This window comes from Burkholderia reimsis, from assembly GCF_003294055.1.
GTDB lineage: Bacteria > Pseudomonadota > Gammaproteobacteria > Burkholderiales > Burkholderiaceae > Burkholderia > Burkholderia cepacia.
On sequence record NZ_QMFZ01000002.1, the window covers coordinates 223,895 to 250,042 of the forward strand.

The window sequence follows — 26,148 nt, forward strand, 5'->3', positions numbered from 1 at the left end:
ACGGCGGAATCGATACCGATGGTTCGCCGGTTTGTAAGGGGATATTTACATAATCGGTGCCGCCGTGCCTCGTCGTGCCGCCGCTCGCCTGTGACAAAGGAACCTGAAAGGTAACAGTCGGTCACGGCGGCGCACCGAGGCGTCGGGCCCGGTATACTTTGCTCCGTCGGCCGGTGCAATGAACCGGTCGTTTTTTCTCATCGAGCGATATTCGTATGAAACGTCATCTGTTTGCTTTCGTCGCGGCGGCCGCCGTGTCGGTTTCCGCTTTTGCGCAGAGCGCGCCGGTCGATATCGTCCGCAATGCGGTCGAAGGTACCGTCAACGCGATGAAGGCCGATCCGGCCGCACGCGGCGGGGACATGGCGAAGGTCTCGGCGGTCGTCGAGCAGCGCTTCCTGCCCGCGACCAACTTCGAGCGCACGACCCGCATCGCGGTCGGCGACGCGTGGAAGCAGGCCACGCCGCAACAGCAGCAGGAGCTTTACAAGCAGTTCAAGCTGCTGATGACGCGCACCTACGCCGCGTCGCTCGCGCAGCTCGGCAGCCAGGACGCGAAGTTCTCGTTCAAGGCCGGCGGCGCGTCGGGCGCCGACGCGCTCGTGCAGTCGACCGTCACGACGCCGGGCGACAGCCAGTCGGTCGGCTATCGTCTCGGCAAGGTCGGCAACGACTGGAAGATCTACGACATCGACATGTCGGGCGCGTGGCTGATCCAGGTCTACCAGGGCCAGTTCAAGAGCCAGCTCGCATCGGGCGGGATCGACGGCCTGATCGCGTATCTGCAGAAACACAATTCGCGGACGAACTGACGGCTGCTGCGCGGTTCGGAATCCGGATGCATGAAGGGCGCCCTCGGGCGCCCTTGTTTATTTACCCCGAGGCGTGGTGAGCGGTCGAACGACCGATGTGACCGCGCGTCCGGGCGTCCACGCGCAAGTCCAGGCCGCCTCCGCACACGTCGAGGTTCGCTGTGCGCGGCCTACTGATACGTCATGGTGAAGGTCAGCACGGCGTTTGCGCTGCCGGCTGTCACCTTCGCGGCCGTCTGGTAGTAGCGGGCGGTGAGCGGGATCGTGTAGGAGCCGCCGGTCGATTTGCTGTAGCTCGTCAGCGTGTACTGCGTGTTGTATTTCAGCGCGTTGCCGCTGCCGTCCTTCAGTTGCAGGCCGATACCGGTGGCCGTCGAACCGCTCGACAGCGCCAGCACGCCGTTGGTGCTGTCGAGGACGGCATTGACCGGGATGAACTGGTACTGGATCGAGTTCAGGCCTGTCGGGCAGGCGTTGACCGCCACGTTGAGCGAGACGGCCTGCTTGTTGGTCGAGCCGATGCCCGTGAATTCCGACTGCATGGGCGAGCCCATGTTGACCGTCACGTTCGGCGTGGTGCACGCCGCGACATTGACGATGGTCGAGGTCAGCGAATACGACACGTGGCTCGAAGCGGAGACCGCAAACGGGCCGTTGATGTTTGCTCCCCCCGTCGAGGGCGCTCCCTCGAACAGCACGCCGCCCGTCACCGTGCCCGCCGTGATGGCGCCGGTCTTGACCAGCGCCACCTGAACCTGGCCGCCGTTGGTGACCAAACTGTTCGTACCGTTTTGATTACAGGCCCACCCAGCCCAAGGGCTGGGTAGCGGCGGCCTCGGCGTGCCGAGATCGTCCCATGGCTGCCATCCACAACCGTTCGCATAGGAACGCACGCCGATCGCGACACCGACGCCCGGCACATTGGTATTCCAGACCGTATAGGCGACACCATTCGGCCCGGCCACCGTCATGCCGGCCTTGGTCATCGACAACGCTTCGAAGGCCATACCCGAGAATGCAGAACCCGACACGAGGCAACTATAGAAGTTGGTGGTGGCCGGGGTACTGACCCAGGTCGTCAGCACCGTACCGATCGCTGCGTCGCGCGGGATCGTCACCGAAGCCGGCATCGAGATCGTCACCGTCTGTGCCGTGCCCGTGCAACTGGCGCTCTGCGCGAACGCGGCACGCGAACCCGGACCAAGCATCAACGCTACCAGCGCGAGCAGCCAGAACACCATGCGGCCCCAGCCGCGCGCCGACTTCGCCTGCCGGCGCTTCGCGGTCGAATTTTCGTTTCGTTTCATGACCTCTCCCAGGCTCATTTCATCAGCAGCGCTCATTTCGTACATACCGCTTCCGTATCGGTCCACCGTTGCCGGCTCGTCTTGCTCGCCGGCGCAAGCGTGTAGGACAGCGAACAACCCTCGGCGGCCGTGTCGCCCCACTTCACCTTCAGCGTGCCGGTATCCGTTTTCACGCCGCGCAGCACGACGCGGCCATCCTGCGCCACGGTGCCGACGTTCTGCCCCGCCGCATCGCTCACCTCCGCGCCGAAGGGAACCGGCTCACCATCGGCCATGCGCGCGCGCATGATCACCGCGCGTCCGCCGCCCTCGGTCTCGTACTTCAGCCGCACCACCGCACCCGCGGTCGGCGCGATGTGCTGCGCGCTGGATTTCAGCTCGACGCTCATCGGCACGCCCTTCGGATCGATTTCCACCTCGTTGGTCGAGAACGGCGTCAGGGTCGACACCAGGGCATGACCGAACCGATCGATGCGCAGGCCGCTGCCGGCCGTCACGCGTGCGCCGTTTGCGTCCTTGGCCTCGACGATCGCCATCGTCTCGCCCATGGTCGGCGTAAAGGCCACGCCGCCGGCATAGGCCACCATGCCGCCCGAGATGCCGCCGCCGTACTGCGTAAAGCCGGTGCCCTTCGAAGCGTTGCCCGACAAGGTCGCATACGGCGCCATGTAGGACACGTTGCCGCCGACGTTGACGGTCGCACCGGTGCCGCTGCCGCGGGTATGACCGACGTTCACGCCATAGCTGAGCGCGTTGTCGATACCGAGCGAGCCGGTCAGCGACTGCTGGACCAGGGTTGCGCCGTGGCTGTCGTGTTGCAGGCTGGTCGACGAGTACAACGTGCGCGAGCCGAGATTCAGCGGGATCGACACGTTCAGCATGAAGCGGTTGTCCCAGCGGTTTTGCGTCGCGTCGAACTGGCGCGCGACCGACACGCCGTAGTTGATGCGCCGGAAATTGTTGCTGTAGCCGGCCTGGAACTGCGTGTCGTTGCCGCTGCGATTCCAGTAATTGACGGTCGAGCCAGACAGGTAGAACGAGCCCCAGCCTTCTGGCAGGCCCTGGTTCAGCATGACCTGGAACTGACCGCGACGCACGCCGCCGGACAGCAGGCCGTTCACGCCGCCGGTCTGCTGGCTGCGCAACTGCATGGCGTCCTGCAGGCCCAGGTAACCGCTGCTCGAATAACGATAGGCGGCCACCGCGATATTGGTATTGGTCGGACTGATCAGCTTGCTGTACGAGAGCTTCACGCTCTGGCCGTGGCGCGTGCCCGTGCCGGGCAGATCGGTGTTGGCCTGCGTGATGTCCAGCGCGAACGAGCCCAGCCCGGTGTTGAGCGCGACGCCGGCCAGGCCTGCCAGGTAGCCGGGCGCGGCCGTCATGCCGCCGTAGCCGGTGATCAGGTTGGTGAAACCGTGCTGTACGGTCGCCTGGAACAGCGCGGGCTTGCTCGACAGCAGCGGACTGCGGTACTGGCCGGCCGTCACGCTGAAACGCGTGATGCCGGGCCGCAGCGAACTGACGGCCGACGCATACGGCACCTTGAAGGTGTGGATGCTGCCGTCGGCTTCGGTCACGATCACGTCGAGGTCGCCGCCATAACCGGTCGCATAGAGATCGTCGATCTCGAACGGGCCGGTCGCGACGTTGGCGCTGTAGATGATGTTGCCGTTCTGGCGCACCTGCACCAGCGCATTGCTGTTGGCGATGCCGTGGATGGTCGGCGCATAGCCGCGTTGCGATTCCGGATACATGCGCTCGTCGCTGGCGATCCGCACGCCGCGAAAGCCCACGCTGTCGAACATCGTGCCGTCGGTGAACGCGTCGCCGATCACGAGCTGCGCCTTCAGGCGCGCAATCGAGCGCTGCAGGCTGGTCTGCACGCTCTGGTAGTGCGTGCCGCCCTGCGTGTTGTAGGTGGTGTTGCCGTTGTGGCGGAAGCGCCAGGGCCCGACGTTCAGGCCGGCGGTCAGGCCCAGGTAGGCCTGGGTCGACGAGGCGCCCTGGTTGTCGGCGCGGTAGATGTTGCCGTTGTACGACAGCAGCGCAGCCGGCACGCCCTCGTCCCAGTAGCGCGGATCCACGTAGCCGCGCGCCGCGCGGCTCAACGAGGCCTGCGGGATGCTGACGTCGAGCCGCTGCTCGCCATTGTCGAAAGTGGCGACGGCGTCCGGCACCAGCATGTCGATCGTCGCGCAGGCGTGGTTCGAGTCCGTCAACATGCGCGTCGCTTCGGGCGACAGCTTCGCGAGATCCACCCCGACCTGCTGCAGCAGCTCGCGATCGAAGCAGGGCTGGACGTTGTTTCGGCTGTCGCCCACCTGGCGCAGCGTGATCGCGGTACGACCGATCCAGTTCGTGTTGACGTACAGGTCGACGCGATACGAACCCGGCGCCGCGGCATTGCCTTTTTCGAAGCGACTGACGTCCACCCGCGTGCCGCCCGGGCGCTGCAGGAACAGGTCGTCGAACTGGACTTCCGCCACCTGTGTGGCGCTTGTGGTCTGCGCCATCGCGCCCGTCGACGCGAACACCGACAGCGCGAGCAGGAAGCACGGGCGCGGGCGCCAGCGCACGAATGGCGGCAAACTCGAAAGACGTTGGATCACGATAGGCACCCGAGCGTGAGCAAGCCTCCGCCCTGCCCGGGCGGGCATGCTTGGTCTTGCTGTGGAAAGGACGTGGCGCGCTACCCGCGCCTCGCGCAATGGAAGAGAGTCAGTCGCGCATCATCGCGACGGCGCGGCGGCGTCTGACCGCAATGGCGTCTCGCCGATGACCGAGCCGCCGTAGTCGTTCAGTGTCGTGTAACGCACGCTGGCGCCGGCCGAGCCGGGCACATCGCCTTTCAGCGGGAAGGCGCGCGTCTCGCCGGGCCCGACCATGCCGCCATCGTCGAAGATTGCGCTGCGTCCGCCCGACTGCACGCTGATCATGGTCAGCGACACATGGAACGGCGTCGGGTTGTGCGCTTCGATGGCCGGTTTGCCGTCGGCCTGTGTGAGCCGCCAGGTGAGCTGCGCCGGCGCGTCGGCCGATGAACCCGCGAGTTTTTCCGGACGATAGAACAGCTTGATGCGCGAACGGAATGCGAGCTGGATACGGTTCGTGTCCGCGTCCGCCGCGCTCGGCTTGGGCGGCACCTCGAGCACATTGAGCCAGAACACCGACTCGTGATCCTGCGGCATGGGCTCGCCGGTGTAGACGATGCGCAGCGTCTGCGATTTGGACGGATCGATCCGCGAGATCGGCGGCGTGACGGTGAAGGGCACCTTGGTCGTGGACGGCGCGCCGCGCACGTCACCTGTATCGACCCACGACTGCACGAGCGCGGGCGACTGGCCGGCGTTCGACAGCTTGAGCGTGACCTCGGATTCGCTCCCGGCATAGATTACGCGCGTGCCGCCGATCACCACCGATGCATCGGCGGGCGCTGCCAGGTAGCCGAGCCATGCGGCGCATGCGGTGGCGATCGCGCGCCGGAGTGTGTTTCGAAGCTTCATGATGGAGATCGATGCAGGTAGCGAGCACGAGGGGCGGTGCGACGTCGTGCCGCTCCACCCGATCTTGCTATGTATAACTAAGTGATTGGTTACTGATAAACGAGCGAGTACATCACGCTCGACGTCGCCGCGCCTGCCGTTGCAGCGCCGGTTGCGAAGTACTGCGCGTAGTAGTTCAGCGTGGCGGTGCCGGCCGGGCTGATGGCGACCGACTTCGAGTTCTGCGAGGCGTCAGCTGCGCCGATCCTGATAGGCGAATAGGTGCCGTCGCCGTTCAGCAGCTGGATCTCGACGTTGGTCGCGCCGCCGGTAGTCAGGATCAGGTTGCCGGTGGCGGTGTCGACCGTCGGGCCCGGTTCGAAGTAGGCGTGGACGTTGCCCGACGCCGGCGTGCAGCCCGTCAGTGCGATGTTGAAGGGCGTGCGGTTGGCATACTGGCCCGCGGCGGCCAGCGAGCTGGTCGACACCGATTGCAGCGGCACATTGAAGTTGTTCGAGTTGCTGCCGTTGCCGTTGATCGTGCAGGTTTGCGCGGTAACGCTGCCGTTGAACGTGATTATGCCGTCGTTGGCGGATGCGATTTGCGACGCAGTGGCTGCAGCCACGAACAACACGGCGGTAATGAGTTTGGTTTGCATGTTTTGGTTTCCGAAAGAATCGATCTGGATGGTGATACGACGCCGACGCGATATCCGTTGACAGCGCGACGCGACATCCAACGGCGACCCGAAAAGGCATCACACGGCCGAATATTATGTTTTCGGCTTGGTTACACTTGGACAGAACGAATCCTACTGGCGTCAACAATTCGTAAGATGAACAATTGTCACTTCGCGATGGCACCAATGAAAAATGCCGTTCAGCGTGACTGAACGGCATTCGCCCTCGGGTGCCTGGTGCGTTGCCGTGCGTCAGGTGCCGACGCCGAGCATCCGCAGGCAATCGTCGACCACCGCGTCGACGAACGCGGCGCGATCCGTTTCCGGCGCCGCGATGATGTGGTCGGTCGCGCCGTGCACGCCCGCATAGATCAGCAGCGCGGTGACCTGCGGGTGCGCGAGCCGCCACGTGCCGGCCCGTGCGCCGCCGTCGAGAATCGCGCCGAGCTGTTCGAGGATCGCGTTCTTGTCGGCATTCGCGCGATCGTGGTGATGGTGATTCGCGTAGACGATGTCGTGCGTGCGATAGGTCGCCGCGTAGGTTTCGATGTTGGTGCGGATCCACGCGCGCAGGCGCGCGAGCCAGTCGTCGGCGTCGCACGCGTCCACCGCGTGCTGCAACCGGTCGAGGAACGACGCCGTGTAGCGCTGCGCGAGCGCGGCGAGCATGTCGGATTTCGATTCGAAGTAGTGGTAGAACGTGCCCTTCGCCACCTGCGCGTGCTCGACGATCTCGCTGATGGTCGTCGCTTCCACGCCCTGCGCGAGGAACAGCGTCTCGGCCGCGGCCATCAGCTCCTCGAGGCGCACTTCCGCCGGCTTCGTGCGCGGCAGCTTCCCCGCCGGCGCGTCGTCCTTACTTGTCGTGGTTCCTGCCTTTGTCCTGTCCGTCATCGCGCGGCTCGACGCCCGTTCGTGCAAAGCCCGCAGTTTAGGCCAGCGCCCCGTTCACGGCCAACGCAATCCATTGACCGACGGTCAGTCGATATATATGATGAGAATCATTCTCATCTTCGTGCCCGTGAAGGGCCGACCGCCATGCCTCGCTACCGCCGCGCCGCACTCGTCCTGGCCGCCTGTCTCGGCACCTTTCTCGCCACGCTCGACATCAGCATCGTCAACGTCGCGTTGCCGACGCTGCAGACGGCGCTCGATACCGACATCGGCGGCCTCCAGTGGGTCGTCAACGCGTACGCGCTCGCGCTGTCGGCGTTCATGCTGTCGGCCGGCCCGCTCGGCGATCGCTACGGACACAAGCGCGTGTGGCTCGCCAGCGTGGTCCTGTTCACGGCCGGGTCGGTGGTCTGCGCATGCGCGAGCCGGCTCGAGCCGCTGCTGATCGGGCGCGCGATCCAGGGGCTCGCCGGCGCATTGCTGATACCGGGCGCGATGCCGATCCTCACGCATGCGTTTCCCGATGCGCGCGAGCGCGCCCGCGCGATCGGCGGATGGTCCGCGTTCAGCGCGCTCGCGCTGATCCTCGGGCCGCTGGTGGGGGGCCTGCTCGTCGAGCATGGCGGATGGCAGGACATCTTTCTCGTCAACGTGCCGATCGGCATCGTGACCGTGCTGCTCGGCGCGTGGGGCATTCCGGAGCGCCGGCATCCGCAGCACGCGGCGTTCGATCCGCTCGGCCAGGCGCTGAGCGTGGCCTGGCTCGGGTTGCTCACGTACGGGCTGATCGGCATCGGCGAAGCCGGCGCGTCGCACGTGAAGGTGCTCGCGCCGCTCGCGGGCGCCGCGGTGGCGTTCGTCGTGTTCGTGCGTGTCGAAACGCGCGTCGAGCGGCCGCTGCTGCCGGTCTGGCTGTTTCGCGACCGGCGGCTGGTGCGCGCCAATCTCGCGTCGTTCGTGCTCGGGTTCTCGGGGTACAGCAGCCTGTTCTTCCTGTCGCTGTTCCTGCAGCAGGCGCAGGGCCGCACGCCCGCCGCCGCCGGCTGGCAACTGATGCCGCAGTTCGTGATGACGGCGATCACGTCGATGCTGTTCGGGCGCATCGCGGCGCGCATTCCGTTGCACGCGCTGATGGTGGCCGGGTATGGCCTGGTCGGCGCGATGCTCGCGGCCATGGCGGGCTTCGGTGCGGGAACGCCGTATGTGCCGGTCGGCATCGCGCTGGCGGTGCTCGGGGTCGGCATGGGGCTCGCGGTGCCCGCGACCGGCATGACCGTGATGGAACTCGCGCCGGCCGAGCGTGCGGGCATGGCGTCGGCGACGATGAACGCGTTGCGCCAGACGGGGATGAGCATGGGCATCGCGGTGCTCGGCAGCATGATGAGCGTCGGTGCGCTGCACCGGATGACGGCCGCGATGCAAGCGGCCGGCAGCGCGCAAGCGGATACGCTGGCGCGGCAGGCGGTGATGGAGCATGTGTTTGCGGCGGGACAGCCGGCGCTGCTCGGCGCGTATCGGGATGCGATGGCGCACGGGTTTTCGATCGCGGTCCTGTGTTCCGGAATCCTCAGTGTTGGTGTTGCGGTGATGCTGATGATGCGGCGTGAAACGAAGAAGCAATCGGGGCGCGCGGCGGCGGCGTGTGTGACGTCTTCACGGCCGGAATGATGCGGCTTGCCGGCCGAGCCTTTTGCGGCAGATCGCGGCGCCGGCCTACTTTCGCCGATGCTCGACCGCGAACTTGATCAGCTCGGCCTGCCCCTCGATCTCCAGCTTGCGCTTCAGGTTGAGCCGGTGCGTCTCGACCGTGCGCACCGACAGCCCCGTCTGCTGCGCGATCTGCTTGCTCGACAGCCCTTCCGCCAGCGCGTCGAGGATGTCGCGTTCGCGCGGCGTGAGCCGGTCGAGCGGCGACGCGGTCGTGCTCGCGTGGATCATCCGCGCGGCGAGCCCTTCGCTGAAGAACGTCTGGCCCGCCAGCACCGTGCCGATCGCGCGCACGATCTCGCTCGCGGGCGAATCCTTCAGCAGGTAGCCGCTCGCGCCGGCACGCACGGCCTGCGTCACGTATTCGACGTTGTCGTGCATCGACAGCATCAGCACGCGGATGCCCGGAAAGCGTTCGTGAAACACGCCCGCGAGCGTGATGCCGTTCATTCCGTGCATGCCGATATCCATCAGCGCGAGATCGGGTTCGAGCGACGCGGCGAGCGCGAGCGCCTCGTCGGCGTTGCCGGCTTCGCCGACCACGGACAGGTCGGCCGCTTCGAGCCGCATCCGCAAGCCGTCGCGCACGAGCGGGTGATCGTCGACGAGCAGCAGTCGGGCGACGGGCCGGGTGGTGTCGGGGGCGCTCATGCGAAAGGTCTCCTGTTATGGGGGCGTCGTCACGCGTCGCTGCGCAGCGGCACGCGCGCGGCGACGATCGTGTGGCCGACCTGCGACGTGATCGTCAGGATGCCGCCGAGCGCGTCGAGGCGTTCGCGCATGTTGCGCAGGCCGATGCCGTGGCGCACGTCGGCCTGCGAGCGTTCGGCGTCGAAGCCGCAGCCGTTGTCGGCGATGGTCAGCGTGACGGATTGCGCGCCGACGTCGAGCGTGACGGCCGCGCGCGACGCCCGCGCATGATGCACGATGTTGCTCAACGCTTCCTGCGCGATCCGGAACAGCGCGGTGTTGACCGCCGCGGGCAGCGGCCGGGCGCCGCTGTGCGCGACCTGCGTGTAACCGATGTCGATGCCGCTTTCGGCGCCGAGCTCGCGTACCAGCTGCTCGAGCGCCGCCGCGAGGCCGAGATCGTCGAGCATCGCGGGGCGCAGCGCATGCGAGATGCGCCGTACTTCACGCAGCGTGTCGCCGAGCCGCACGACGCCCGATGTCAGCGCCTGCTCGGCCTCGGGCATGCGCGCGGTACCGCGTTCGAAGCGCGCGAGCGCGGATTCGAGCATCAGCTTCGCCGATACCATCATCTGGCTGATCCCGTCATGCAGCTCGCGTGACAGCCGCGCCCGCTCCTGTTCCTGCGATTCGACGACGCGCTGCGCGAGCAGCTTGAGCTTCGCGTCGGCGCTGCGCGACTCGCTGACGTTCAGCACCAGCGCGCACACGGCGATCGCGGCGGCACCCGTGAGCGCGATCGCGGTGAGCCAGCTCATCGTGCGCTCGATGTTCGCGGACGCGCGCGCGTCGATGCGCTGCAGCGCGGTGTCGACATCGTCGAGATAGATGCCGGTGCCGACCATCCAGCCCCAGCGTTCGAGCGCGATGACGTAGCCCAGCTTCGGCGCGACGCGGCCCGTCGACGGCCGCTGCCACGCGTAGCGCACGTAGCCGCCGCCGCTCGACGCCGCGCCGATCAGCTTCTGGATCGTCAGCGCGCCCTGCGGGTCGCGCATCGACCAGTAGTTGTGGCCGACCCGCTCGGGCTCGCGCGGATGCATCAGGGAATTGCCGTGCAGGTCGTACACGAAGAAGTAACCGTCCGGGCCGAAATCCATCTTCTGCAGCATCGCGAGCGCCTGCGTGCGCAGCAGCGCGTCGTCGCGCGCGTTGCGGCCGCTCGCGTCGTAGAGCGGCATGATCGCGCTCGTCGCGAGCTCGACGTAGTGCTTGAGCTCGACCTCCTTGCTCGACAGGTACGCGGCCTGGATCGTCGCGTGCTGCGTGCGCGCGAGGGACGTCGCCTGCTGGCGCACGCCGAAACCGATGCCGGCGATCGCGAGCAGGAACGGCACGATGGCCAGAAGGAAGATCTTTGCCTTGAGTCTCATGGTGGTGCGAAGCGGCCGCGCACCGCGCGGGCCGGCCGGGCGAGGCAGCCGCGCGGCGGCGTGTCGAGGCGACATTGTCGGCGATTTTGCGCGCGGGCGGCGACAGTGGCCGGCCAGCCGCCCTGCCGGCGCCCGGCGGTGGCCCGTTCAGGCCCGCCGCGCCGCGAGGCCGCCGGAGGGGGGCGCGTGCACGACGATGCGGTTGCGCCCGCCTTCCTTCGCGCGATACAGCGCGTCGTCGGCCAGCTTCAGCGCGGCCTGCATGTCGTCGTCGTGTTCCGGATAGCTCGTCGTCACGCCGATGCTCACCGTCAGGCGGCCGGTCGCCCCGGCGTCGTGCCGGATGCCGAGATCGAGGACGCCGGTGCGGATCGTCTCGGCGATCGACGCCGCGCCGTCCGTGTCGACGTCGGGCAGCACGACGACGAACTCCTCGCCGCCGTAGCGCGCCGCGTAGTCGGCCGGGCGGCGCAGGCAGCCGGCGATGCAGTGGCCGACCGCGGCGAGCGCGTCGTCGCCGGCCTGGTGCCCTTGGGTGTCGTTGTAGCGCTTGAAGTAGTCGACGTCGATGAACAGCAGCGACAGCGCGTGCTGCGAGCGTGCGGCCCGGCGCCATTCGCGTGCGAGCGTGACGTCGAGCATGCGGCGGTTGTCGAGGCCCGTGAGGCCGTCGGTGCGCGCGAGCGCCTGCAGTTCGGTTTCCGCGCGGTGGCGCTTGCGCAGCTGCACGTCGAGCAGCAGCGACAGGCCGACGAAGCCGATCGCGAGCGCGACCATCGCCGAGCCGATCGGAATCGCACGGTCGTACCACGCGGCGTAGGTATCCGCTTCCGAGCGCGCGACCATGATGATGAGCGGCAGGTGCTCGAGATGCCGGAACACGTACAGGCGGCGCACGCCGTCGATCGACGCGGTATCGGCGAAGCTGCCTTCGTTGGCGGTCATGAAGCGCCGGAACGTGCTGGCGCGGCTGATGTCACGGCCGACGATCTTCGGGTCGTACGGCTCGCGCGCGAGCATCTTGCCGTCGGTATTGATCAGCGCGATCGAGCCGCGATCGCCGAGCGACAGCCGCGAGAACAGGTTCTGGAAATATTCGAGCCGGATCGACATCACGGCGGCGCCGCCGAACGAACCGTCGGGCTTCGTGATCCGCCGGCTGAGCGCGATGCTCGGCGAGCCGCCGCGCAAGCGCGAATGATACGGGGGGCTGACGTACAGGCCGACGTCGGGATGGTCGCGGTGCACGGTGAAGTACGGCTCGTTGCCGAAGTTGGCCTTGCGCGGCACGTCGCTCTTGCCGTCGACCGCGATGTCGCCCTTCGCGTCGAGCACGTAGATGCCGCCGAGGTACTTGGCCGTCGTCGCACGGTCGAACAGCACCTGGCGGCGCAGCGGCATCGGCAACTTGACGACATCCGGGTCGTTCTCGCCTTCGACGACGGCCTGCAGCGACAGCGAATAGATCTCGATGTTGCGCTCGATGTCCCACGACGCCATCAGCGCGAGATTCTGCTGCATCGAGATCGAGCGGTCGCGCGCGTCGATGCGGCCTTCGTACAGCACGATCCCGCACAGGGACAACAGGAGCAGCGCGATCAGCAGCCCGGTATAGAAGATCAGGTGCGGCAGCAGGAGCCGGCGCAGATGTGCGGCGACACGGCTCGTCAGGCCGGATTCGCTGGGCACTGCGTAATCGGTTTCTGCCATGGTCCGTGGATCGATGGGCATTGCCGCCGGGCGGCGGGCCGATGCAATTGTTCGTATGACGTGGCGGCGGCGATCCGCCACGCGTCCATTCGACGCCTTTCTGCCGGCCGGCGAGAAAATGGATACTGATTACCGGGAATCGCGGCCAGATATACCGGTAAATCGCGCATTTACTGGTGACATCTACGCCGATTCAACGATCCGACGAATCGGGCAGTGCGAATTCAACGGAGTATAACGCGCGCGTTCGCGCGCGCGGAAAATGTTGCGGGCCGTTGATCCGGATCAAGTTTCAGTGAATTCCCGGGCTTGCGAATATCCGGCAAAGCGTTCCGGCGCAAGGCTGTACGGCATGAGCGGCGAAACCGCGGCGCGCGCGGCCGCCGATTCCATCGGGTTTACGGCAGGCGAGTGAAAAAAATGAAGGTATCGATATGCGCCGATTATTCGTTTCAACAGCCGTGCGAACGCGAAAATGAATACGGGCGGCCGTTGCGGCCGCCCGTTTCGTGAAGCCCGGCATAGGGGCTTCCGGCATACGGGCTCCCGGCACGCCGGAAACCCGCCGCACGGCCGTGCTTATCCGCCGTGCTGTTGCGCCTTGAACGCGAGCCGGAACCGGTGCAGCAGCGGTTCGGTATAACCGCTCGGCTGCGACGTGCCCTGCAGCGCGAGCGCGCACGCGGCCTTGAACGCGGTCGACTGGTCGTAGCCGGGCGCCATCGGGCGATAGTTCGGGTCGCCGGCGTTCTGCTGGTCGACGACGCGCGCCATCCGCTTGAACACGTCGAGCACGAACGCCTCGGTGATCACGCCGTGGCGCAGCCAGTTCGCGATGTGCTGGCTCGAGATGCGCAGCGTCGCGCGGTCTTCCATCAGGCCGACGTCGTGGATGTCGGGCACCTTCGAGCAGCCGACGCCCTGTTCGACCCAGCGCACGACGTAGCCGAGGATGCCCTGCGCGTTGTTCTCGACTTCGCTCAGGATCTCGGCTTCGCTCCACGCGGCGCGCTCGACGACCGGCACGGTCAGCAGCCCTTCGAGCAGCGTGTCGCGTTCGCTCGCGTACGGCGTCTTCTCGAGTTCCTGCTGGACGGCCTGCACGTCGACGAGGTGGTAGTGCAGCGCGTGCAGCGTCGCGGCGGTCGGCGACGGCACCCACGCGGTGTTCGCGCCGGCGCGCGGATGCGCGATCTTCTGCTCGAGCATCGCGTGCATCAGGTCGGGCATCGCCCACATGCCCTTGCCGATCTGCGCGCGGCCGCGCAGGCCGGCCGACAGGCCCGCGAGCACGTTGTTGCGCTCGTACGCCTGGATCCACGCCGACGATTTCATGTCGCCCTTGCGGATCATCGGGCCCGCTTCCATCGCGGTGTGCATCTCGTCGCCGGTGCGGTCGAGGAAGCCGGTGTTGATGAACGCGACGCGCGCGGCGGCGGCGGCGATACACGCGGCGAGGTTCACGCTGGTGCGGCGCTCCTCGTCCATGATGCCCATCTTCAGCGTGTTGCGCGGCAGGTTGTACAGATCCTCGATGCGCGCGAACAGCGTATCGGCGAATGCGACTTCGACCGGGCCGTGCATCTTCGGCTTCACGATGTAGATCGAGCCGGTGCGCGAGTTGCGCTTCGCCTTCAGGTCGTGCAGCGAGCACAGCACCGTGACGACGCCGTCGAGGATCCCTTCCGGAATCTCGTTGCCGTCGCGGTCGAGCACCGCGCCGTTGGTCATCAGGTGGCCGACGTTGCGCACGAACAGCAGCGAGCGGCCGTGCAGCGACAGCGTGCCGCCGTCGGGCGTCGTGTACTCGCGGTCGGCGTTCAGGCGGCGCGTGAAGGTCTTGCCGCCCTTCGCGACTTCCTCGACCAGCGTGCCCTGCATCAGGCCGAGCCAGTTGCGGTAGAGCTGGACCTTGTCGTCTGCGTCCACCGCCGCGACCGAATCCTCGCAGTCGATGATCGTGCTGACCGCGGCTTCGAGCACGATGTCCTTCACGTTCGCGAGATCGGCGCGGCCGATCGGCGTCGATGCGTCGATCTGGATCTCGAGGTGCAGGCCGTTGTGCTTCAGCAGGATCGCGGACGGCGCGTCGGCCGCGCCCTGGTAGCCGACGAACTGCGCCGGCTGCGCGAGACCGACGATCCCCTTGGCGGTTTCGACGGCAAGCTGGCCGTCCTGCACGCGGTAGCGCAGCGCGTCGCGGTGCGAGCCGCTTGCGAGCGGCGCCGCGTTGTCGAGCACGTTGCGCGCGTAGTCGATCACGCGCTGGCCGCGCGTCGGGTTGTAGGCCGTGGTGCGTTCGGCGCCGCCGTCTTCCGGCAGCGCGTCGGTGCCGTACAGCGCGTCGTACAGGCTGCCCCAGCGGGCGTTCGCGGCGTTCAACGCATAACGCGCGTTCGACAGCGGCACGACGAGCTGCGGGCCGGCCTGCGTCGCGATCTCGCTGTCGACGTTCGCGGTGGCTGCCGCGACGTTCGACGGGACCGGCACGAGGTAGCCGATTTGTTCGAGGAATGCGCGATACGCGGCGTGGTCGCGCACCGGGCCGGGGTGCGCGCGGTGCCAGGTGTCGAGTTCCTGCTGCAGGCGGTCGCGTTCCGCGAGCAGCTCGCGGTTGCGCGGCGCCAGGTCGTGCACCAGGGCCGAGAAACCGCTCCAGAACGCGGCCTTGTCGATGCCGGTGCCCGGCAACGCTTCGTTTTCAATGAACTGGCTCAGCGCTGGCGCGACTTGCAGTCCTGCTTGGTCGATCATCGTTAATCCTCCCGGGGAAAAATCGCGCGCGGCTTGGCTGGTCATACCGCGACGCTTTGTGTGCCGGCGCGGGCAATCTGCGCGTCCTGTTCGGACTTTACGCCAGACACGCCGATCGCGCCCGCGATCCGGCCACCGACCGTGACCGGCACGCCGCCTTCGAGCAATCCCGTCAGCGGCGCGCTGAGAAACGCGGTGCGGCCACCGTTGATCATATCCTCATACGCCTTCGTCTCGCGCCGGCCGAGCGCCGCCGCGCGCGCCTTGTCCTGCGCGATACAGGCGCTGGCCGGCGATGCGCCGTCCAGGCGTGCAAACGCGAGCAGGTGGCCGCCGTCGTCGACGACGGCGATCGACACGGCCCAGCCGTGGCGTTCCGCTTCCGCGCGGGCGGCGGCAAGCATGCGGTCGGCATCGGCCAGTTCGAGTTCGGGTTTCGTCTGCATGGAGATCCTCCGGAATCAGGTCAGTTGACGAGATGGTTGTCGACGAGCTCGATCCAGTGGCGCACCGGCGTGCGGCCTGCGCCGTTCAGGTGAGTCTGGCAGCCTACGTTGGCCGTGACAATCAGGTCCGGGCGTGCGGCTTCGAGCGCGTCGAGCTTGTTGTCGCGCAGCGTCATCGCGAGTTCGGGCTGCGTCAGCGAATACGTGCCGGCCGAACCGCAGCACAGATGGCCGTCGGCGACATTCGTCAGATCGAAGCCGAGCCGCGTCAGGATGTTTTCCACCGCGCCGCCGAGCCGCTGCGCGTGCTGCAGCGTGCACGGGCAATGAACCGCGATGCGGCATGGGGTCGAACCGGCCAGTGCGTCGAGCGGCTCGGCCGCGATCACTTCCGCGAGGTCGCGCGCGAGCGCGCTGACGCGCTGCGCTTTCTCCGCGTAGACGGGGTCGGAGCGCAGCAGGTCGCCGTATTCCTTCACGAACGCGCCGCAGCCGCTTGCCGTCAGCACGATCGCTTCCGCGCCCGCTTCGATCGCGGGCCACCATGCGTCGATGTTGCGGCGTGCGCGGGCGAGGCCGGCATCCTGCGCGTTCAGGTGATATTCGGTCGCGCCGCAGCAGCCGGCCTCGCGCGCCGGGCTCACGCTGATGCCGAGCCGGTCGAGCACGCGCGCGGCGGCCGCATTGGTGTTCGGCGACAGCGACGGCTGCACGCAGCCCTCGAGCATCAGCACGCGCCGCGCGTGGCGCACGGGCGGGCGCGGCGCGGCCGCGGGCACGGCGGCCGGGATCTTGTCCCGCAGCGTGCCCGGCAGCAGCGGGCGCAGCGCGCGGCCGGCCTTCAGCAACGCGGCGAACGTCGCCGGGCGCGGCACGACGTGCCGCAGCCCCGCGCGCAGCAGGCGCTCGCGCGCGGGCCGCTGCGCACGCTTTTCGGCTTCCGCGCGGCCGATGTCGAGCAGCGTGTGATAGCGCACGCCGGACGGGCAGGTCGTCTCGCAGTTGCGGCACGTCAGGCAGCGGTCGAGATGCCGCTGCGTGCGTTCGCCGCACGGTTCGCCTTCGAGCAGCTGCTTGATCAGGTAGATGCGCCCGCGCGGCCCGTCGAGCTCGTTGCCGAGCACCTGGTAGGTCGGGCAGGTCGCATTGCAGAAGCCGCAGTGCACGCACGCGCGCAGGATCGCTTCCGCTTCGTCGGCCCGGGCGAGGGCCTTGCTTGCTTCGCTGAGATTGGTTTGCATCGGCGGGTCGGGATCGGGTTCGCGTCAGAAATCGGCGTACAGGCGGCCGGGATTGAAAATCGCATGCGGGTCGAGCTGTGCCTTGAGCTGGCGGTGCACGCGCAGCAGCGCGGGCGGCAGCGGCTGGAACGGCTCGTGCGTCATGCCCGGCGTGAAGCAGGTCGCGTGCCCGCCCCATTGCGCGGCGAGCCGCTGCACGTCGGCCGGTGCGGCGTCGCTTTTCAGCCAGCGCTGTGCGCCGCCCCAGTCGGCCAGCAGCGCGCCGGGCAGGGCGTCGAGCGGTGCGGCGGCCGGCACCGACACGCGCCACAGCGGGCGCGGGTCGTCGAAGAACGGCAGCGCAAGGTCGCGCAGCCGTGCCCAGAACGCATCGTCATGGTCGTCCATGGCGTTGCCGCCGATCGTGTCGCGCGCGGCCTTCACCGAGCCCTCGCCGCCTTCGATCCGCACGCGCAGCACGCCGTCCGCGTGGCAGGCGCCCGCGAGCGGCAGCCCCGCGCGCCGCCATGCGGCGACGCGCTGCACGGCTTCGTCCACGGCGAGCGGCAACGCGAGATCGCACGTTGCACGGGGCTTCGGCAGCACCTTCAGCGACACCTCGGTCACGACGCCGAGGCAGCCGAAGCTGCCCGCGAGCAACCGCGACACGTCGTAGCCCGCGACGTTCTTCATCACCTCGCCGCCGAAGCGCAGGTGTTTCGCGTGGCCGGTGATCACGCGGCAGCCGAGCACGAAGTCGCGCACCGCACCGGCCCACGGGCGGCGCGGGCCCGACAGCGCGGCCGCGACCATGCCGCCGACCGTGGCCGCGCCGCCGAACGACGGCGGCTCGCACGGCAGCATCTGGCCGGCCGAATCGAGCATCGCCTCGAGGTCGGCGAGCGGCGTGCCCGCGCGCGCGGTGACGACGAGTTCGGTCGGGTCATAGGACACGACGCCGCGATGCGTGCGCACGTCGAGCGTGCGGCCTTCGACGGGGCGGCCGAGGAACGCCTTGGTACCGGCGCCGCGAATGTGCAGCGGCTGGCGGTCGTGGATCGCCGCGTCGACCTGGGCGACGAGTGCCGCGCTGTCGTCGATCGATTCGATTTCGCGTCGCATCAGAAACGCTCCAGTTCGGGAAACGGCAGCTTGCCGTGATGGACGTGCATCGCGCCGAATTCGGCGCAGCGGTGCAGCGTGGGGATGTTCTTGCCGGGATTAAGCAGGCCCTGCGGATCGAACGCGGCCTTCACCGCGTGGAAGAACGTGATTTCGTCGGCGTTGAACTGCACGCACATCTGGTTGATCTTCTCGCGCCCGACGCCGTGCTCGCCGGTGATGCTGCCGCCCGCCGCGACGCACAGCTCGAGGATCTTTCCACCCAGCGCTTCCGCGCGGTCGAGTTCGCCGGGGCGGTTTGCGTCGAACAGGATCAGCGGGTGCATGTTGCCGTCGCCCGCGTGGAACACGTTCGCGACCGGCAGTCCGTATTCGGCGGACAGCGCGGCAATTCCTTCGAGTACGCGCGGCAGCTCGCGGCGCGGGATCGTGCCGTCCATGCAGTAGTAGTCGGGCGACATGCGGCCGACCGCCGGGAACGCGTTCTTGCGGCCGGCCCAGAAGCGCTGGCGCTCCGCCTCGTCGCGCGCGACACGGATCTCCGAGGCGCCGGCATCGCGCAGCAGCGTGGCGACGCGTTCGGCATCTTCGTCGACGTCGGTGGGCGAGCCGTCGAGTTCGCACAGCAGGATCGCCTGCGCGTCGACCGGATAACCCGCGTGGATGAAATCCTCGGCCGCGCGGATCGCGAGGTTGTCCATCATCTCGAGGCCGCCGGGGATCACGCCCGCGCCGATGATCCGCGCGACGGCGGCACCGGCTTCGGCGACGTCGTCGAAGCTCGCCATCAGCACCTTCACGCTCGGCGGCTTCGGCAGCAGCTTCACGGTCACTTCGGTGACGATGCCGAGCATCCCTTCCGAGCCGGTGAACAATGCGAGCAGGTCGAAGCCGGGTGCGTCGAGCGCGTCGGCGCCGAGCGTGAGCGTATCGCCGTCGATCGTCAGGATCTCGACCTTCAGGATGTTGTGCACGGTGAGCCCGTATTTCAGGCAGTGCACGCCGCCCGCGTTTTCGGCGACGTTGCCGCCGATCGAGCACGCGATCTGCGACGACGGATCGGGCGCGTAGTAGAGGCCGTGCGGCGCGGCTGCCTGCGAGATCGCGAGGTTGCGCACGCCGGGCTGCACGCGCGCGACGCCGGCATCGGGGTCGATGTCGAGAATCCGGTTGAACTTCGCCATCACGAGCAGGAGGCCTTTTTCGAGCGGCATCGCGCCGCCCGACAGCCCGGTTCCCGCGCCGCGCGCAACCACCGGCACGCCGAGCGCGGCGGCGACGCGCAGCACCGCGCGCACCTGCTCGACCGTGTCGGGCAGCACGACCGCGAGCGGTACCGTGCGATAGGCGGCGAGGCCGTCGCATTCGAACGGCTTGAGCGCTTCACGCTCATGCAGCACGTCGAGGCCGGGCGCCGCCGCGTGCAGCGCGGCGACGAGTGTGTCGCGGCCGACGGTCGCCAGCGGGCCGTCGATCCGTTCGTCGTAGGTGAAACTCATCGTGTGTCTCCGTCTCCACTCTTCACCATGCGGGCGGCCGCGGGATGCGCGACGCGCCGGATGGACGGCATTCTTGGCGGCCGGCCGGTGTGTGTCCATACGTCGCGAGCGTGGTCATACCAGTTTTTCGAGGCGTGCCGTGAAGCTAGGGTGGGTCTTGACGTAAAAGCCAGTCACGACAAGGGTTTATGAGAAAATCGGCGACATCCGTCCAAAGTGGTCATACCAGTATGGAAATGCGGGATCGACAAGCGCCGGCGCGCAATGTCGCCGATGTCGTCGCCGAGCGGATCGAGCAATTGATCGTCGACGGCGTGCTGAAGGCCGGGCAGGCGTTGCCGTCCGAACGGCGGCTGACCGAGAAGCTCGGTGTGTCGCGCACGGCCGTGCGCGAAGGGATGAAGTTGCTGCGTGCGCGCGGGATCATCGAGACGACGCACGGCAAGGGTTCGTTCGTCGCGAGCCTGACCCCGCAGCGCGAAGTCTCGCCGATGATGCACCTGCTCGGCTCGCAGCCGCGCACGCTGTACGACCTGTTCGAAGTGCGCGGGATGCTCGAGACGGAGGCCGCGCGGCTGGCGGCGCTGCGCGGAACGTCTGCCGATTTCATCCTGATCAAGCGTCGTTATGACGAGATGACCGCGGCCGATGCGCAGGATCTCGACCCGGCCGCGCGCGCGAAGCTCGATCACGCGTTTCATCTCGCGATTTGCGAGGCGTCGCATAACCCGGTGCTCGTGAATACGTTGCAGTCGCTGACGGATCTGCTGCTGAGTTCGGTGTTTGCGTCGGTGAACAACCTCTATCACCGCGAGCCGTTGAAGAAGCAGATCGATCGCCAGCATGCGCGGCTCTATAACGCGGTGACCGGGCGGCTGCCCGAGCAGGCGCGCAAGGCGGCGAGCGAGCATATCCGCCAGTGCGTCGAATATCTGAGGGAGATCGAGCAGGAGGAGCAGCGGCTCGTGCGGTCGACGTTGCGGCTTGAAGGGTGGACTTGATCCCGGCGGTGCGTTGCGGCGTGTCTTGACGGGCATCACGCGCGGCGGGTCGTCTGGCAACGCGTGTCACATGGCTATGTCAGACTGTCAGCCATTCTTCGTGTGGCCTCCTGTCGTTTGCCGTGATGCGTGACGCTGTCGCGTGAGCCGTGCGTGACGGAACCACGCCGGACGAACCGGTGCGCCACGCTTCCCGAAACGGAGGACATCGCATGTCGAACCGGATCCACGATGACGGGCACGACGCCTGCCCCGCCAATGCAACGGACGAATCCGCCGATGCGCAGCGCGACGCGCTGGTCGCGTTGCTGAACGAACTGCTGGAAGCCGAGCGCGCCGGTGCTCGGGTTGCGTCGGAGACGGCGGCGGAAATCGACGATCCCGAACTTCATCGGCTCGTGGCCGGCATTCGGCAGGATGAGGCGCACGGGTGTTCGGTGCTGGTCGACGCGATTCGGTCGCTCGATGCGACGCCGACGCATGCTACCGGGGCGTTTTATGAACAGGCGATGGCGATTGACGGTCTGGGGGAGCGGCTCGCGTTTCTGAATCGGGGCCAGCGCTGGGTCGTGCGGAAGTTGCAGGCGTTGCTGCCGACGCTTGTGCAGCCGGATATGCACCATGCACTCACGCAGATGCTCGTGTCGCATGAGAAGAACATCGGATCGGTCGATGTGCAGTTGCGCATCAAGGGCAGCGAAACGGGGGCGGCGTAACGGCGGTGGCCTGAAGAAACGGTCATCGCGGATTTTCGTCGATGCTGCTTTTCGACCCGACGCGGCTCAAAAAGGCAGCCACCATGCGGTCATGCAAAGGCGGCTGCCTGTCTGCCAGACTCACCGTCGAATGATGACCCGCAAACTGGCGACTGGTTGCGAACTCGGCGTAACGAAGATTACTCGCGTCTAAAACCGAGAATCCCCCTTCCTATTGGATTTCCAGGTACCAACGGATTCGGCATCCAGGCGGTGCTGACTTCGAGTGCGTCTCCATCAAGCCTGTAGAACCGTTCCTGCTCAGTGCCATTCCAGGCTTCATTCCAGGATGCGTCAATCTTGGTGATGAACCTATCCCCGTCTATCCGATACCGACCGGTGTAGGACATCACGGTGCGGAACAGTGCCGCCAGTTTCTCATCGGTATTCCCTGGCTCCCGCGCCTTCGCGGTGACCAGTACCATCATTCGCCCATCAGGGTCGAAAATAAGGTAGCCATTGGGGTCGGCGCCCCACGGTTGAGTACGCTCCTTCGAATCCTGAAACTCAGTATCAAAAGAAACCAATCGCCAGCAACCGTGGAGCCTGGTGTCGCGCTCAGACATCTTCCCTCCTGTATTCATTCACCGGGATGTCCCTGGCTGTCGGATTCAGGGGCTATGCGCTCAGATTGACCGCCCGTTGCAGCATCGTGCGCGACAGGAGCTTATGAAACGGCATGATGACAGACAAGTAGCCTTTTCCAAGGCGATTGTTGATTTTGACCAAGGTTGAAATCGTCACTTCCGATCCCTTCAGCCCCGGTTGGATGCCAATCCAGATCCGAAAATCCAGATGCTTGTCGTTACCGCCGACGACGACTTCATCATTCGTACTCGAAATGATTGGAAAAACGTCGATTTTTCCCAGCCCGCGATCGCTGAAATCAATACTCGCCTTTAGTCCGAACGGCGCCACGATTCCGTTACGCAAGGCCATCAGGCATCGGACGGCGTGCGGCGGATCCGCGAACGCGGCGCGCGCCGCTTGTTCGGCGTCGGCGTAGGTTCGATCTGCCTGGCCGGAATACGCATCGGCGAAATCAACGCGCGCCAGCCCTGATGCACAAATTGCCGCCGCCGGCGTGGGAATCGGCAAGACCTTGTTTGTCATGATTATCCAGGCTGAAATTCACAATGTAATGGGTGCGGCAATTGTTGCGGGATAAACGCGCGCACCGACTCGACTCTGCACAACAGTGCCGTAACCGCGTGCATCCGGATCAGAACAGCTTGCCGACAAAGCCTTCCTTTTTGCGTGGCGAGTGGCGTCCTGAATATCACGGTTTAATTCGGCGGCTTTTACTTGCTTCTCAGTATTCGGTATTGTCGCCGATTCGACGAGTGCAGTCGATTGTCCGATCCTGGCCGAATGCAGGCGGCTCGTACTGCGTATCTCGCTACACCCTGGCAGCAAAAAAAAGCCCGCCGAAGCGGGCAACCTCTCGATGCAGAGGGGGAGATACGAATACGCAGGGTTGCGCGCGTTCAGCCTTTGGTCGCCCCGAACGTCAGCCCCGCCACAAAATGCTTCTGCATCGCGAAGAACATCGCGACGGACGGCAACGCCGCCAGGATCGACCCGGCCGACACGAGGTTCCACGACGTCGTCCATTGCCCCTTCAACGCGGCAACCCCTGCCGTGATCGGCGCAGCCTCATCCCCTTGCGTGAGACACAGCGCCCAGAAGTAGTCATTCCACACGAACGTAAACACAAGAATCGCCAGCGCAGCCAGCGCCGGCCGGATCAACGGCAACACGATCCGCCAGAACACCGTCCATTCCCCCGCCCCTTCGATCCGCGCCGCCTCGATCAGCTCGAACGGCAGTTGCTTGATGAAGTTGCGCAGGAACAGCGTGCAGAACCCCGTCTGGAACGCGACATGAAACAGGATCAGCGCCTCGACCGTATTGAACACGCCGAGCCTGAGCGACAAGTCCCGCACCGGAATCATCAGCACCTGCACCGGCACGAAATTACCCGCGACGAACGTGCCGAACAGCGCCGTGCTCCCGCGAAACTTGTACGTCGCAAGCGCAAAGCCCGCCATCGCCGCGAGCGCGATCGAGCCCAGCACGGACGGCACCGTGATCTGCACGCTGTTCCAGAAGTAATGCAGCATCGGCGACGTGGTCAGCGCATCGCGATAGTTCTCGATCATCGAGAAGTGCCGCGGCCAGCCCCAGTAGTGGCCTTCGACGAGTTCCTCGGTCGAGCGCACCGACGTGACGAACACGGCGATCATCGGCAGCAGCCAGATCACGAGCGCGACGGGCAGCGACAGCTTGTACAGCCGGCGCGATACCGGCTTCCATTGGGCAACGGGTGTCGGAAACATGATGAAGGCATCCCCGGAAGGTCAGGTCACTGCTCGTTGCGCAGCAGGCGGCGCAACTGGAACACGATGTAGACGAGCATGATCGCGAACAGCACGGCCGCAATCGACGCGGAATAGCCGAGCCGGTAGTACTTGATCGCCTGGTCGTACATGTAATACGCAAGCACGGTCGAGCTCTCGAACGGGCCGCCGCTCGTCATCACCGAGATCAGGTCGAAGCTGCGCAGCGCACCGATCACCGTGACGACGATCGCCATGAACGTGGGCGGCCGCAGTTGCGGCAGCACCACGTGCCACAGCAGCGCGAAGCCGCGCGCGCCTTCCATGCGTGCGGCTTCGATCTGTTCCGGATTGAGCGATGTGAGGCCGGTGAGGTACAGGATCATGCAGTACGCGGTTTGCGGCCACAGCGCGGCGAACACGACGCCGAACGTCGCGTAGCGCGCGTCGCCGAGCACCGGGATGCCGTGCCCGGCGATCAGCGCGAGCAGGCCGAACGTCGGATCGTAGAACCACGAGAAGATCAGGCCGACGACCACACCCGACAGCACGAACGGCGCGAAGAACAGCGACTTCACGAGCCGGATGCCGGCGACCGCCTGGTTCAGGTACAGCGCGAGCGCGAGGCCGAGCGGCGGCGCGAGCATGAAGAGCGCGAGCCAGATCACGTTGTTGCGCAGCGCCGTGTAGAACGTCGGCGCTTGCAGCAGCTCCGCATAGTTCGCGAGACCGACGAACGTGCGCTCGGTCATCCCGTCCCAGTTGTACAGGCTCAGCCACAGCGTCGACAGGATCGGCCAGATCACATAGACGGCAACCATCGCGCAGGCCGGCGCGAGAAACAGCCACGCAGCACGCCGTTGCCGCCGCACGGCGGGCGACGGGCGGCGCGCGGGTAGTTCAACAGCGGTAACCGCGGCGGGCGCGCGAGGGGGCGGCGGTTCCGGCGGCGCGGCGGGCGGCTCGAGGTGTCGGGACGAAATCGGACTGGACACGGCAGGGCTCCTGAACGAGCGAACGATGGGACAGCCGCAGCGGCGGAGCACCGCCGCGCGGGTCACGGCGTTACTTCTTGTAGATCCGCTTGCGGGTCTGTTCGAGCTGCGCGAGCACCGTATCGAGCTGCGCCGGATTCGCGAGGAACTGCTGCATCCCCTTCATCCCCTCGTCGGCCATTTCCTTCGTCATGTCGCGGTCGTAGAACTGCGCGACGCCGCTCTTCGTGTCGGCAAGGATCCGGAAGCCGATCCGCGAGACCGGATCGGCCGGCTCCGGCGACTTGCTGTTGGCCGACAGCGAACCGAGGCCTTCCGCGAGCTTCGCGCCCATCTCGGGTGTTTCGACGAACGCGAGGAACGTGTGCGCGTCGGCCTTGTTCTTCGCCTTCGTCGGGATATGCAGCGATTCGACCGGGCCATCCTCGGCGGTCGGCACCTTCGGGTCGATGATCGGGAAGCGGTAATAGCCCATTTCCTGCTTCACGTTCGGCGGAAAACCCGCCGCGATGAAGGTGCCCATCAGCATCATTGCGGCCTTGCCCTGGAACAGGAACGGCTGGGCGCCGTCGAGATCGTAGGACAGCGCGTTGTCGATGAAGTAGCCCGCGTCGATCAGCGACTTCCACGTCGTGTAGACCTTCTTCACGCGCGGGTCGGTGTACGGCACGTCGCCGGCCATCAGCTGCTGGTGGAACGCGTTGCCGTTCAGGCGCAGGTCGAGATAGTCGAACCAGCCGGCGAGGGTCCACGCGTCGCGGCCGCCGATCGCGACCGGCGTGATGCCGGCCGCCTTCAGCTTCTTGCATGCGTCGAGAAACTGGTCCCACGTCTTCGGCTCGTCGGCGATGCCGACCTTGCGGAACAGGTCCTTGCGGTAGAACAGCCCCCACGAGTAGTAGACGGTCGGCGCCGCGTACTGCTTGCCGTTGTACGACGATGCGTCGCGCGTCGATGCATACATCGCGCCCCAGCCGTTCTTCGTCCAGTCGCCGCTCAGGTCCTCGAACAGCCCGCGCTTCGCGTAGTACGCCATCCGCTCGCCGGCGTGCCAGTTCACGACGTCCGGCGCGACGGTCGTGAGCCAGGCGGGGAGCTGCACCTTGTACGCTTCCTCGTCGACGAAGGTCGCCTTCACGTCGATGTCGGGATGCGCCTTGTGGAACGCGTCGAGCGTCGACTGCCAGACCGCGCGCTGGCTGGCGCCCTTGAACGCGATGTTGATCGTCAGCGTGCCGGCATCGGCGGGCGCCGTCGTGCCGAGCGATGCCAGTGCGACGGCGGCGGCCGTGGCGAGCCGGGCGGCGAAGCGAAGGGGGCGATGTGTCATGCGTGTCTCCATTCCTGTGTGTCGTCTTG

21 protein-coding genes and 1 pseudogene are annotated in these 26,148 nt (G+C 66.7%); 4 read left to right on the forward strand and 18 right to left on the reverse strand.

Annotated features, from left to right (window positions below):
- Positions 1-215 precede the first annotated feature (215 nt).
- A complete protein-coding gene (locus DPV79_RS03955; protein ID WP_027790211.1) occupies positions 216-812 on the forward strand; it encodes an MlaC/ttg2D family ABC transporter substrate-binding protein in 597 nt (198 codons plus the stop codon).
- 170 nt (positions 813-982) lie between these two features.
- Here the strand turns inward: DPV79_RS03955 and DPV79_RS03960 are convergent, their stop codons facing one another.
- The 5 genes from DPV79_RS03960 to DPV79_RS03980 form a co-directional block, all read right to left on the reverse strand.
- On the reverse strand, positions 983-2,164 hold the full coding sequence (locus DPV79_RS03960) for a fimbrial protein (protein ID WP_244321709.1): 1,182 nt from the start codon (positions 2,162-2,164) through the stop codon (positions 983-985).
- A complete protein-coding gene (locus tag DPV79_RS03965) occupies positions 2,152-4,731 on the reverse strand; it encodes a fimbria/pilus outer membrane usher protein (protein ID WP_482764113.1) in 2,580 nt (859 codons plus the stop codon). The genes DPV79_RS03960 and DPV79_RS03965 overlap by 13 nt, the downstream gene beginning before the upstream one ends.
- 120 nt (positions 4,732-4,851) lie before the next feature.
- Positions 4,852-5,625, reverse strand: coding sequence for a fimbria/pilus periplasmic chaperone (locus tag DPV79_RS03970; protein ID WP_113044834.1), 774 nt, complete (start codon positions 5,623-5,625; stop codon positions 4,852-4,854).
- 89 nt (positions 5,626-5,714) lie between these two features.
- Positions 5,715-6,263 carry a fimbrial protein gene (locus DPV79_RS03975; RefSeq protein WP_113044835.1) on the reverse strand — a complete coding sequence of 183 codons (549 nt, stop codon included), beginning with the start codon at positions 6,261-6,263 and terminating at the stop codon, positions 5,715-5,717.
- A gap of 273 nt (positions 6,264-6,536) precedes the next feature.
- The gene (locus tag DPV79_RS03980; protein ID WP_060058053.1) at positions 6,537-7,178 is read right to left on the reverse strand and encodes a TetR/AcrR family transcriptional regulator; all 642 of its coding nucleotides are present in this window, start codon (positions 7,176-7,178) and stop codon (positions 6,537-6,539) included.
- Between the two features lie 144 nt (positions 7,179-7,322).
- Between DPV79_RS03980 and DPV79_RS03985 the strand changes: the two genes are divergently transcribed.
- On the forward strand, positions 7,323-8,846 hold the full coding sequence (locus tag DPV79_RS03985; RefSeq protein WP_059622188.1) for an MFS transporter: 1,524 nt from the start codon (positions 7,323-7,325) through the stop codon (positions 8,844-8,846).
- A 45-nt stretch (positions 8,847-8,891) separates the two neighbouring features.
- Here the strand turns inward: DPV79_RS03985 and DPV79_RS03990 are convergent, their stop codons facing one another.
- The 8 genes from DPV79_RS03990 to glcD form a co-directional block, all read right to left on the reverse strand.
- Entirely contained in the window at positions 8,892-9,536 is a 645-nt protein-coding gene (locus DPV79_RS03990) for a response regulator (RefSeq protein WP_059688128.1), read from the reverse strand.
- 29 nt (positions 9,537-9,565) lie between these two features.
- Positions 9,566-10,948 carry a cache domain-containing protein gene (locus DPV79_RS03995; protein WP_059495265.1) on the reverse strand — a complete coding sequence of 461 codons (1,383 nt, stop codon included), beginning with the start codon at positions 10,946-10,948 and terminating at the stop codon, positions 9,566-9,568.
- Between the two features lie 147 nt (positions 10,949-11,095).
- Entirely contained in the window at positions 11,096-12,658 is a 1,563-nt protein-coding gene (locus tag DPV79_RS04000) for a sensor domain-containing diguanylate cyclase (RefSeq protein WP_113044836.1), read from the reverse strand.
- 579 nt (positions 12,659-13,237) lie between these two features.
- Entirely contained in the window at positions 13,238-15,412 is a 2,175-nt protein-coding gene (locus tag DPV79_RS04005; protein WP_059676685.1) for a malate synthase G, read from the reverse strand.
- 41 nt (positions 15,413-15,453) lie between these two features.
- Positions 15,454-15,858: a GlcG/HbpS family heme-binding protein gene (locus DPV79_RS04010; protein WP_027790222.1), complete on the reverse strand. Its 405-nt coding sequence runs from the start codon at positions 15,856-15,858 to the stop codon at positions 15,454-15,456.
- 20 nt (positions 15,859-15,878) lie between these two features.
- Positions 15,879-17,099, reverse strand: a complete 1,221-nt coding sequence (gene glcF, locus DPV79_RS04015) for a glycolate oxidase subunit GlcF (RefSeq protein ID WP_113044837.1) — start codon at positions 17,097-17,099, stop codon at positions 15,879-15,881.
- A gap of 24 nt (positions 17,100-17,123) precedes the next feature.
- Complete coding sequence (gene glcE, locus DPV79_RS04020) at positions 17,124-18,200, reverse strand: glycolate oxidase subunit GlcE (protein WP_113044838.1); 1,077 nt, start codon at positions 18,198-18,200, stop codon at positions 17,124-17,126.
- Complete coding sequence (gene glcD / locus DPV79_RS04025; RefSeq protein ID WP_060228918.1) at positions 18,200-19,699, reverse strand: glycolate oxidase subunit GlcD; 1,500 nt, start codon at positions 19,697-19,699, stop codon at positions 18,200-18,202. Before glcD ends, glcE begins: the two co-directional genes overlap by 1 nt.
- Positions 19,700-19,929: 230 nt before the next feature.
- On the opposite strand from glcD, the gene glcC reads away from it, so the two are divergent.
- Both glcC and DPV79_RS04035 read left to right on the forward strand, forming a co-directional pair.
- Positions 19,930-20,700 (forward strand): transcriptional regulator GlcC, encoded by a 771-nt coding sequence (gene glcC / locus DPV79_RS04030; protein WP_113044839.1) that lies wholly within the window; start codon positions 19,930-19,932, stop codon positions 20,698-20,700.
- 272 nt (positions 20,701-20,972) lie between these two features.
- Positions 20,973-21,416 (forward strand): annotated as a pseudogene (locus DPV79_RS04035) (DUF6306 domain-containing protein); the annotation flags it as partial.
- 179 nt (positions 21,417-21,595) lie between these two features.
- On the opposite strand, the gene DPV79_RS04040 reads toward DPV79_RS04035, so the two are convergent.
- The 5 genes from DPV79_RS04040 to DPV79_RS04060 all read right to left on the reverse strand — a co-directional run bounded on the left by DPV79_RS04040 (position 21,596) and on the right by DPV79_RS04060 (position 26,119).
- Positions 21,596-22,021, reverse strand: a complete 426-nt coding sequence (locus tag DPV79_RS04040; RefSeq protein WP_048023950.1) for a lipocalin-like domain-containing protein — start codon at positions 22,019-22,021, stop codon at positions 21,596-21,598.
- A gap of 52 nt (positions 22,022-22,073) precedes the next feature.
- Positions 22,074-22,568, reverse strand: a complete 495-nt coding sequence (locus DPV79_RS04045) for a DUF2867 domain-containing protein (protein WP_113044841.1) — start codon at positions 22,566-22,568, stop codon at positions 22,074-22,076.
- 374 nt (positions 22,569-22,942) lie between these two features.
- A complete protein-coding gene (locus DPV79_RS04050; protein ID WP_027790229.1) occupies positions 22,943-23,794 on the reverse strand; it encodes a carbohydrate ABC transporter permease in 852 nt (283 codons plus the stop codon).
- Positions 23,795-23,820: 26 nt separating this feature from the next.
- Positions 23,821-24,789, reverse strand: a complete 969-nt coding sequence (locus DPV79_RS04055) for a carbohydrate ABC transporter permease (RefSeq protein WP_113044842.1) — start codon at positions 24,787-24,789, stop codon at positions 23,821-23,823.
- 70 nt (positions 24,790-24,859) lie between these two features.
- The gene (locus DPV79_RS04060) at positions 24,860-26,119 is read right to left on the reverse strand and encodes an ABC transporter substrate-binding protein (RefSeq protein ID WP_113044843.1); all 1,260 of its coding nucleotides are present in this window, start codon (positions 26,117-26,119) and stop codon (positions 24,860-24,862) included.
- Between the last annotated feature and the right edge of the window lie 29 nt (positions 26,120-26,148).

Bases quoted from the DNA above. Each gene is read 5' to 3' on its own strand.
- glcC (WP_113044839.1), top strand. From the start codon at position 19,930: ATGGAAATGCGGGATCGACAAGCGCCGGCGCGCAATGTCGCCGATGTC.
- DPV79_RS03980 (WP_060058053.1), bottom strand. From the start codon at position 7,178: ATGACGGACAGGACAAAGGCAGGAACCACGACAAGTAAGGACGACGCG.
- DPV79_RS03960 (WP_244321709.1), bottom strand. From the start codon at position 2,164: ATGTACGAAATGAGCGCTGCTGATGAAATGAGCCTGGGAGAGGTCATG.
- glcD (WP_060228918.1), bottom strand. From the start codon at position 19,699: ATGAGTTTCACCTACGACGAACGGATCGACGGCCCGCTGGCGACCGTC.
- DPV79_RS04045 (WP_113044841.1), bottom strand. From the start codon at position 22,568: ATGACAAACAAGGTCTTGCCGATTCCCACGCCGGCGGCGGCAATTTGT.
- DPV79_RS04000 (WP_113044836.1), bottom strand. From the start codon at position 12,658: ATGGCAGAAACCGATTACGCAGTGCCCAGCGAATCCGGCCTGACGAGC.
- DPV79_RS03985 (WP_059622188.1), top strand. From the start codon at position 7,323: ATGCCTCGCTACCGCCGCGCCGCACTCGTCCTGGCCGCCTGTCTCGGC.
- DPV79_RS03975 (WP_113044835.1), bottom strand. From the start codon at position 6,263: ATGCAAACCAAACTCATTACCGCCGTGTTGTTCGTGGCTGCAGCCACT.
- DPV79_RS04050 (WP_027790229.1), bottom strand. From the start codon at position 23,794: ATGTTTCCGACACCCGTTGCCCAATGGAAGCCGGTATCGCGCCGGCTG.
- glcF (WP_113044837.1), bottom strand. From the start codon at position 17,099: ATGCAAACCAATCTCAGCGAAGCAAGCAAGGCCCTCGCCCGGGCCGAC.
- glcE (WP_113044838.1), bottom strand. From the start codon at position 18,200: ATGCGACGCGAAATCGAATCGATCGACGACAGCGCGGCACTCGTCGCC.
- DPV79_RS04010 (WP_027790222.1), bottom strand. From the start codon at position 15,858: ATGCAGACGAAACCCGAACTCGAACTGGCCGATGCCGACCGCATGCTT.
- DPV79_RS03970 (WP_113044834.1), bottom strand. From the start codon at position 5,625: ATGAAGCTTCGAAACACACTCCGGCGCGCGATCGCCACCGCATGCGCC.
- DPV79_RS03955 (WP_027790211.1), top strand. From the start codon at position 216: ATGAAACGTCATCTGTTTGCTTTCGTCGCGGCGGCCGCCGTGTCGGTT.
- DPV79_RS04060 (WP_113044843.1), bottom strand. From the start codon at position 26,119: ATGACACATCGCCCCCTTCGCTTCGCCGCCCGGCTCGCCACGGCCGCC.
- DPV79_RS04005 (WP_059676685.1), bottom strand. From the start codon at position 15,412: ATGATCGACCAAGCAGGACTGCAAGTCGCGCCAGCGCTGAGCCAGTTC.
- DPV79_RS03995 (WP_059495265.1), bottom strand. From the start codon at position 10,948: ATGAGACTCAAGGCAAAGATCTTCCTTCTGGCCATCGTGCCGTTCCTG.
- DPV79_RS04040 (WP_048023950.1), bottom strand. From the start codon at position 22,021: ATGTCTGAGCGCGACACCAGGCTCCACGGTTGCTGGCGATTGGTTTCT.
- DPV79_RS03990 (WP_059688128.1), bottom strand. From the start codon at position 9,536: ATGAGCGCCCCCGACACCACCCGGCCCGTCGCCCGACTGCTGCTCGTC.